General features: G+C 72.4%; 6 protein-coding genes and 1 pseudogene. 1 reads left to right on the top strand and 6 read right to left on the bottom strand.

Annotated elements, in window-relative coordinates:
• The 5 genes and pseudogenes from CCS38_RS01910 to CCS38_RS01890 all read right to left on the bottom strand — a co-directional run.
• Positions 1-367 (bottom strand): annotated as a pseudogene (locus CCS38_RS01910) (ABC transporter permease); the annotation flags it as partial.
• Positions 364-1,050: an ABC transporter ATP-binding protein gene (locus CCS38_RS01905; RefSeq protein ID WP_223731427.1), complete on the bottom strand. Its 687-nt coding sequence runs from the start codon at positions 1,048-1,050 to the stop codon at positions 364-366. The gene CCS38_RS01905 and the pseudogene CCS38_RS01910, both read right to left, overlap by 4 nt.
• Positions 1,047-1,571 carry a PadR family transcriptional regulator gene (locus tag CCS38_RS01900; protein ID WP_223731426.1) on the bottom strand — a complete coding sequence of 175 codons (525 nt, stop codon included), beginning with the start codon at positions 1,569-1,571 and terminating at the stop codon, positions 1,047-1,049. Before CCS38_RS01900 ends, CCS38_RS01905 begins: the two co-directional genes overlap by 4 nt.
• Before the next feature lie 54 nt (positions 1,572-1,625).
• Positions 1,626-1,889: a type II toxin-antitoxin system antitoxin gene (locus CCS38_RS01895; RefSeq protein WP_223731425.1), complete on the bottom strand. Its 264-nt coding sequence runs from the start codon at positions 1,887-1,889 to the stop codon at positions 1,626-1,628.
• Positions 1,886-2,842 carry an SPFH domain-containing protein gene (locus CCS38_RS01890; protein ID WP_223731424.1) on the bottom strand — a complete coding sequence of 319 codons (957 nt, stop codon included), beginning with the start codon at positions 2,840-2,842 and terminating at the stop codon, positions 1,886-1,888. The genes CCS38_RS01895 and CCS38_RS01890 overlap by 4 nt, the downstream gene beginning before the upstream one ends.
• A gap of 255 nt (positions 2,843-3,097) precedes the next feature.
• Here CCS38_RS01890 and CCS38_RS01885 point away from each other — a divergent pair, with 255 nt between their 5' ends.
• Positions 3,098-5,335, top strand: a complete 2,238-nt coding sequence (locus CCS38_RS01885; RefSeq protein ID WP_223731423.1) for a transglycosylase domain-containing protein — start codon at positions 3,098-3,100, stop codon at positions 5,333-5,335.
• Positions 5,336-5,404: 69 nt separating this feature from the next.
• Here the strand turns inward: CCS38_RS01885 and CCS38_RS01880 are convergent.
• The coding region (locus CCS38_RS01880) for a SpoIIE family protein phosphatase (protein ID WP_223731422.1) at positions 5,405-7,176 on the bottom strand (1,772 nt) is incomplete at its 5' end.

Raw genomic sequence — 7,176 nt, 5'->3', positions numbered from 1 at the left:
CGTCGGGCCGCACCAGACGGCCGCGTACGGGCTCGCCGTGGAAGGAGGTGTCGGCCCGGGCGTAGCGCACGGTGCGGTCCGAGGCGTGCGGCTCGTGCAGCTGACCGAGGTTCTCGCGGGCCTTCTCGCGGCCGTGCCAGGCGTCGAGCACCGTCGGCGCGGAGCAGGCGAGCAGCAGGACGGCGACGCCGATGCCCACGCCGACCGCGCTCAGCGTCGTACGGAGCCGGCCCTCGCGGCCGCCGGTGACCGCGAACCGGGCGCCCATGGCGAGGTCGCGCAGCCAGGCGGCGGGGCCGCCGGGCGGGCCGTGCGGCGGACGGCCGGACCGGGAGCCGGTGGGGCGGGTGCCGAGCAGGGCCGTCACAGGCCCGCCAGGGATTCCCTGACCCGCCCGTCGCGGACGGTGATCTCGCGGTCGGAGTAGGCGGCGACGCGGGGCTCGTGGGTGACCAGGACGACGGCGGCTCGGGTGTCGCGCGCCGCGTCGGTCAGCAGGGTCAGGACGCGTTCGCCGTTGAGGGAGTCCAGGGCGCCGGTCGGTTCGTCGGCGAACAGGACGCGGGGGCGGCCGGCGAGGGCGCGGGCGACGGCCACGCGCTGGCCCTGGCCACCGGAGACCTCGCCGGGGCGCTTGCCGTGGATGTCGTCGGCCTCCAGGCGGGCCAGCCATTCGCGGGCGGTGGCCTCGGCGGCCTTCCGCTTCGTGCCGTTGAGCCGCAGCGGCAGGGCGACGTTCTCCAGGCAGGTCAACTCGGGTACCAGCTGCCCGAATTGGAAGACGAAGCCGAAGTCCGTGCGGCGCAGGGCGCTGCGCTCCGCGTCCGGCAGCGCGGTCAGCTCCCGGCCGTCGTAGCGGACGCTGCCCGAGTCCGGCCGGACGATGCCCGCGAGGCAGTGCAGCAGGGTCGACTTGCCGGAGCCGGAGGGGCCCATGACGGCGACGACCTCGCCGGGGTGCACCGAGAAGTCCGCGCCGTCCAGCGCGGGCGTGTGCCCGTATGTCTTGTACAGCCCCTCACCGGCGAGTACCGAGCCGTCCGGCGTCATCCGCATACCGCCCGGGCGAGCTTGTCGAGGCGGGCCGCGGTCAGTTCCAGCCAGCGCAGGTCCGCTTCGAGGTGGAACAGGGCGTGGTCGCAGATCAGCTGGTCGGCGAGGTCGCCCGTGCGCTTGCGCTCGGTCAGCCCGCGCATCAGCCGGAGGTGTTCGGCGCGCTGGGTGTCCAGCAGCTCGGCGGCGTCCCGGCCGGTCATCAGGGCGAGCACGACCTTGGTGTAGAGCGTGGAGTGCAGATACGGCTCGGGCTTCTCCGGGCTCCGCAGCCACTGGGCCACATCGGTCACACCCGCGTCGGTGATGGCGTACCGCTTGCGCTCGGGCCCGGCGCCGGCCTCGATGCCGTCCACCTCGACCAGGCCGTTCTTCAGGAGCCTGGACATGGTCGAGTAGACCTGGCCGTAGTGCAGCGGGCGGTCCTGGCCGAAGTGCTCGTCGAAGGCCCGCTTGAGGTCGTAGCCGTGCCGGGGTCCGGACTCCAGCAGGCCCAGCAGGGTATGACCGATAGACATGGCGAGCAGCCTACGTCGGCTGTTCACGCCATGTATACGCCGGGTGAATAGGTGTCACTCGTCCTCCGGGGGCGGCGCCCCGTCCGTCTTCGGCGGACGCCCCCGGCGCCGCATCGCCCCGGCGTCCTTGGGCAGCCGCCCCGCCTCCGCCAGCGCGCGGCGGAGCAGGAACTCGATCTGCGCGTTGGCGCTGCGCAGTTCGTCACCGGCCCAGCGCACCAGCGCGTCGTGCACCGACGGGTCGAGCCGCAGCAGCATCTGCTTGCGCTGCTGCGGCCGCCGGCCCGGCGTCCCGGGCTCCTCGCTCTTGGGGCTCACTGGTAGAGCGAGCCCGTGTTCAGGACGGGCTGCGCGGCGCGGTCACCGCACAGCACCACCATGAGGTTCGAGACCATGGCCGCCTTGCGCTCCTCGTCCAGCTCGACGATGCCCTGCTCGCTGATCCGGTCCAGGGCCGACTCGACCATGCCGACCGCGCCCTCGACGATCTGCTGGCGGGCGGCGACGACGGCGCCGGCCTGCTGCCGCTGGAGCATCGCGGAGGCGATCTCGGGGGCGTACGCGAGGTGGCTGAAGCGCGCCTCGATGATCCGGACGCCGGCCGCCTCGACCCGCGCGGTCAGCTCGGCGGCGAGCTTCTCGGTGATCTCCTCGGCGTTGCCGCGCAGCGAGAGCGCGTCCTCGTCGTGGGCGTCGTAGGGGTACTCGATCGCGATGTGCCGGACGGCCGCCTCGGTCTGGGTGGCGACGAACTCCAGGAAGTCGTCCACCTCGAAGAGCGCCTGCGCGGTGTCCTCGACCTTCCAGACCACGATCGAGGCCAGCTCGATGGGGTTGCCGTAGGCGTCGTTGACCTTCAGGACCGCGGTCTCGTGGTTGCGGACCCGGGTGGAGATCTTGGTGGCGCTGGTGAGCGGGTTGATCCAGCGCAGGCCGTCGGTGCGGATCGTGCCGACGTACCGGCCGAAGAGCTGGATGACCCGGGCCTCACCGGGCGCGACCATCTTCACGCCGCCCATGCAGAAGAGGGAGACGAGCAGCAGCAGGATGCCGACGCCGATCATCGTGCCGCCCAGCGCCTTGTTGCCGTCCGAGGCGGAGGCGGCGCCGAGGATCGCCAGCGCGATGCCGGCGAAGACGCCGAGCACGGTCAGCAGCAGGCCGAGACCGCCCGGGATGCTGTGCGCGGTGACCTCTCTGACCTGCGGCGCGGGCAGGGCCGGGGTGTCGGGCTCGGTGCCGGCGGGCGGAGTGGGCGCGTGGTCGGTCATGGGGTTCCCCCGTTCCGTACGGCGGTCGGGCCGTACCTTGCGTGCTTACGCTGGTCTAGCAAAGTGATAGCTATTTAATCCGTGCGGGCCGGGCGGCGCAAGGGCGGACGCGGAAATCCTCGAACGGTTGCACAGAAATGAGGTGCTCATTGTCACGTCCGGAAAAGGCTTGATCGATGCCTATGTGATGACACCGGGGGGTTAGCTTCGGAGGCTGGGTTATTTGGGGGCGGAACGACTGGAGTGACACGAGCGATGGGAAGAGCCGAAGCGAGACGGGCGCGGAAGCGGGGCAGCCGCCGGGCGAAACGCAAGAGAGGCGGCGGCGCAGGCCGCTTCTTCAGCTTCAAGAAGCTGCTCGGCGCGTTCTTCACCGTCTGCCTGCTGGGCATCCTCGGCTTCATCGGCCTGTACCTCGTCGTCGACGTGCCGGCCTCCGCCAACGGCCAGGCCACCGCCCAGGCCAACGTCTACAAGTACGCCGACGGCTCCGTGCTGGCCCGCACCGGCTTCAACCGCGAGAGCGTGCCGATCAGCGACATCCCCAAGGACGTCCAGCACACCTTCGTCGCCGCCGAGAACAAGACGTTCTACCAGGACTCCGGCGTCGACCTGAAGGGCACCACCCGCGGCATCCTCAACACCCTGCGCGGCCAGGGCAAGCAGGGCGGCTCGACCATCACCCAGCAGTTCGTGAAGAACTACTACCTGACGCAGGAACAGACGGTCAGCCGCAAGCTCAAGGAGATCGTGATCTCCCTGAAGGTCGACCAGAAGCTCGGCAAGAACGAGATCCTGGCCGGCTACATCAACACCAGTTACTACGGCCGCGGCGCATACGGCATCGAGGCCGCGGCACAGGCGTACTACGGCGTGCACACCCGGGACCTCACGGTCGAGCAGGGCGCCTACCTCGCCTCGCTGCTCCAGGCGCCCAGCCAGTACGACTGGGCCGTCGCCACCGACGCCGGCAAGAAGCGGGTCCAGGCGCGCTGGAACTACACCCTCGACAACATGGTCGAGATGAAGTGGCTGGACGCCGGGAAGCGGCAGGGGCTGAAGTTCCCGGTGCCGGAGAAGCCCAAGCCCAGCTCCGGCCTGAAGGGCCAGAAGGGCTACCTGGTCAAGCTCGCCGACACCGAGCTGCAGAAGCAGGGCATCACCGAGGACGAGCTCGCGCGCGGCGGCTGGACGATCAGCCTGGGCGTCGAGAAGAAGCGCCAGCGCGCGCTGGAGTCGGCCGTCGAGGAGAAGCTGACCAGCAAGCTCGACCCCAAGACCCGTGACGTGGACGCCGACGCCCAGGCCGGCGCGGTCTCCGTCGACCCCGACACCGGCCACATCGTGGCGCTGTACGGCGGCAAGGGCTATCTGGAGCACTACGTCAACAACGCCACCCGCGAGGACTACCAGCCGGCCTCCACCTTCAAGCCGCTGATCCTCGCCACCGCCCTGGAGAAGAACTCCACCACCCAGGACGGCACCCCGATCACCCCGGACACCGTCTACGACGGCACCAGCCGCCGCCCCGTGAAGGGCAGCGCCATCGGCTTCGCGCCGCCCAACGAGGACGAAAAGGACTACGGCCCGATCAGCGTCCAGACGGCCATGAACAACTCCGTCAACTCCGTCTTCGCGCAGATGGGCGTGGACGTGGGGCTGGAGGAGGTACGCCGGACCGCCGGGCAGCTCGGCATGGACGCGGAGAAGATGTCGGCCCGCCCGGCCATGACACTCGGCTCGATGGGCGCCAGCCCGCTCCAGATGGCCGGCGTCTACGCCACCCTCGACAACCACGGCAAGAAGGTCACTCCCCAGCTGGTGACCTCGGCGCAGCGCGGCGAGGAGGCGCCCGTCGACCTGCCGGAGCCGATCGGCGGGCAGGTCCTCAGCCGCACGACCGCGGACACCGTGACCTCCGTACTGACCGGCGTGGTCCAGGACGGTACGGGCACCGCCGTCCGCAACACCGACTACGACATCGCCGGCAAGACCGGCACCTCGGACGACAACAAGTCCGCCTGGTTCGTGGGCTACACGCCCCGGCTGGTCACCGCCGTCGGCCTGTTCGGCGAGGACGCGGACCCGCCGCACCCGCAGGTCACCCTCAAGGGCGCGGGCGGCGGCGGCCGGGTCAACGGCGGCGGCTACCCCGCGGAGATCTGGGCGGCATACACCCAGAACGCCCTGGGCGGCGAGCTGTTCGCCCGCTTCGACCTGGACACCGACCTGGGCGCCGGGGTCGCGCCGACCCCCACCCCGACGCCGACCCCGACCGAGGAGTCGGAGTCCCCGTCGCCGAGCCCGTCGGAGAGCTCCGAGTCCGCCTCGCCCTCGCCGTCCCCCTCGCCCAGCGAGTCGGAGACCAGCGAGCCGCCCGAGGAGTCGGCCTCCCCGTCACCGAGCGAGTCCTCGGAGCTCCCGCTGCCGGACGGCGGGGGCGAGGAGGAGAAGGAGACCGGGCACGACAAGCGCCCGATGCTCGGCGAGTGAGCGCGCGCGAGTGAACGACGGCGGGCCCGGGGCGAGAAAGCCCCGGGCCCGCCGTCGTTCCCGTACTGCCTACTCCCGGCCCGGCAGCCGCCGTGCGACCGGCGGCATCGACAGCTCGAACCACACGACCTTGCCGGTGCTCAGCCGGGTCGCGCCCCAGCGCCGCGCGAGGCGGTTGACCAGGTACAGGCCCCGGCCGCCCTCGTCCGACGGGCGGGCCTGGCGCAGCCGCGGCAGCTGCGGCACGTCGTCGCCGACCTCGCAGCGCAGTACGTCCGTGCGCAGCAGCCGCAGCGTGATCGGCCGCTCGGCGTACCGCACGGCGTTGGTCACGACCTCGCTGACCAGCAGCTCGACCTGGTCCGTCAGCTCCTCCAGATCCCAGCGCTGGAGCGCCCTGCGGGCGAGGCGGCGGGCCTGCCCGGCGGTCTGCGCCTTCGGGTCGAGGTACCAGTACGCCACGTCGCTCGGCGCGATCCCGTCGAAGCGGGCCGCGAGCAGCGCGATGTCGTCGTCCCGGTCGCCCGGGCCGAGCATGTCCAGCACCTCGTCGCAGAGCGGCTCCAGCGGCGGCGGGTTCGGTCCGGTCAGCCGGGCCGTCTCCGTCAGCCGCTCGCGGAGCTGCTCTATGCCGGTCCACACGTCCCGTATCCGGGACTCCACCAGGCCGTCGGTGTACAGGACCAGCGTCGCGCCGGCGGGCGCGTCCAGCTCGACCGCCTCGAAGTCCACGCCGCCGACGCCGATCGGAGCGCCCGGAGGCACGCGCAGGACCTCGGCGCGGCCGCCGCGGTGCAGCATGACCGGCGGCGGATGACCGGCGTTGGCGACGATGATGCGGTGCGCGACCGGGTCGTAGACCGCGTACAGGCAGGTCGCCATCCGGTCCGTGCCGAGCCGCTGGGCCTGCTCGTCGAGGTGGTGCAGGACCTCCTGCGGCGGCAGGTCGAGCCCGGCGAGGGTCTGCGCGGTGGTGCGCAGCTGCCCCATGATCGCCGCCGAGGTCATCGAATGCCCCATCACGTCGCCCACGACCAGGGCGACCCGGGACCCCGGCAGCGGGATCGCGTCGTACCAGTCGCCGCCGACCCGCGCGGTCTCGGCGGCCGGGAGGTACCGGCTGGCGAGGCGCACGCCCGTGGGCTGCGGGAGGGAGTCGGGCAGCATCGTGCGCTGCAGCGCGTCGGCGATGTACGCCTCGCGCCCGTACAGCACCGCCTTGTCCACGCCCAGCGCCGTGTGGGTCGCCAGCTGCGCCGCCACCAGCAGGTCGTCCGGCTCGAAGGCCGGGCGGTCCGGGCGGCGCAGGAAGACCGCGGCGCCGATCACCCGGCGGCGGCCGCGCAGCGGCGCCAGGATGACGCGCTGGCCCTGCGGCATCCGCGTGCCGGGGCCGAGCAGTTCGGGCAGCGCGGCCTGCGCGGCCTGCGCCTCGCCGAAGAGCGGGCGCACCCCGCGCAGCACCTCGGCCAGCGGCCCGCCGGGCACGACCTCGGCGAGCTCGGCCGCCATCCCGCCCATCGCCGGGCCCAGGTCGGGCTGTGCGGGCAGGGTGGGCAGCCGGCCGCCGTTGGTGTCGGCCTCCTCGGGGATCCGGTCGGTGCGCCGCAGCCGCAGCACGACGGGGCCGGCCGGCCGCTCGTCGCCCACCGGCAGCGGGTCGCGCAGATACACCAGGATCGCGTCGGCGAACGTCGGGACCGTCGCCCGGCACAGGCCCAGCACGATTTCGTCCAGGTCGATGCCGCGCGCGATCCGCCGGGTGGCCGCGCCCACGAAGCGCAGCCGGTCGCCGCCGGGCTGCCGGGCCGGCATCGGCTCACCCCCCTCGGCCGGATGTG

Source organism: Streptomyces purpurogeneiscleroticus (assembly GCF_020024005.1).
Taxonomy (GTDB): Bacteria; Actinomycetota; Actinomycetes; order Streptomycetales; family Streptomycetaceae; genus Streptomyces; species Streptomyces purpurogeneiscleroticus.
The sequence above is the reverse complement of the archived record's forward strand: the minus strand, read 5'-3'. Positions and strand labels throughout refer to the sequence as shown.

Bases quoted from the DNA above. Each gene is read 5' to 3' on its own strand.
- CCS38_RS01905 (WP_223731427.1), bottom strand. From the start codon at position 1,050: ATGACGCCGGACGGCTCGGTACTCGCCGGTGAGGGGCTGTACAAGACA.
- CCS38_RS01890 (WP_223731424.1), bottom strand. From the start codon at position 2,842: ATGACCGACCACGCGCCCACTCCGCCCGCCGGCACCGAGCCCGACACC.
- CCS38_RS01900 (WP_223731426.1), bottom strand. From the start codon at position 1,571: ATGTCTATCGGTCATACCCTGCTGGGCCTGCTGGAGTCCGGACCCCGG.
- CCS38_RS01885 (WP_223731423.1), top strand. From the start codon at position 3,098: ATGGGAAGAGCCGAAGCGAGACGGGCGCGGAAGCGGGGCAGCCGCCGG.